This is a genomic window from Streptococcus suis, assembly GCF_002964045.1.
Lineage (GTDB): Bacteria > Bacillota > Bacilli > Lactobacillales > Streptococcaceae > Streptococcus > Streptococcus suis_U.
The window spans coordinates 1-297 of record NZ_POPB01000376.1; the positions used below are offsets into that span (position 1 = coordinate 1).

Annotated in this window: 1 protein-coding gene; it reads right to left on the reverse strand. The window is 42.1% G+C overall.

The window, feature by feature from the left end:
• Window positions 1–297 (reverse strand): metal ABC transporter permease (locus tag C1E99_RS09380; RefSeq protein WP_193441803.1); only part of this gene is annotated, 297 nt, incomplete at both ends.

Here is a 297-nt window from a genome sequence, read left to right on the forward strand (position 1 = left end):
GTTAGAATAGCGATACCTTGCCCTAAAAGAAGCAATTGCCAAAAGGATTTGACCCAACGTAGGGCAGCCATACTTGGTGCCACCAAGAAAACAATAACAGTCATCGAGCCAATCGCTTCAAAGGCCAGAACAGTAGTTAAGGAAACTAGAATCAAAATGACCATTTCTAACATCCTTGTTCGTAAGCCAGACAAACGAGCATGGTTGCTGTCAAATAGGTACACTTGTAAACGATGGTAAGCCCAAGTAAAAAATAGAACGATAACCAACCAAGCCAAACTCGACTTGACCAGACTA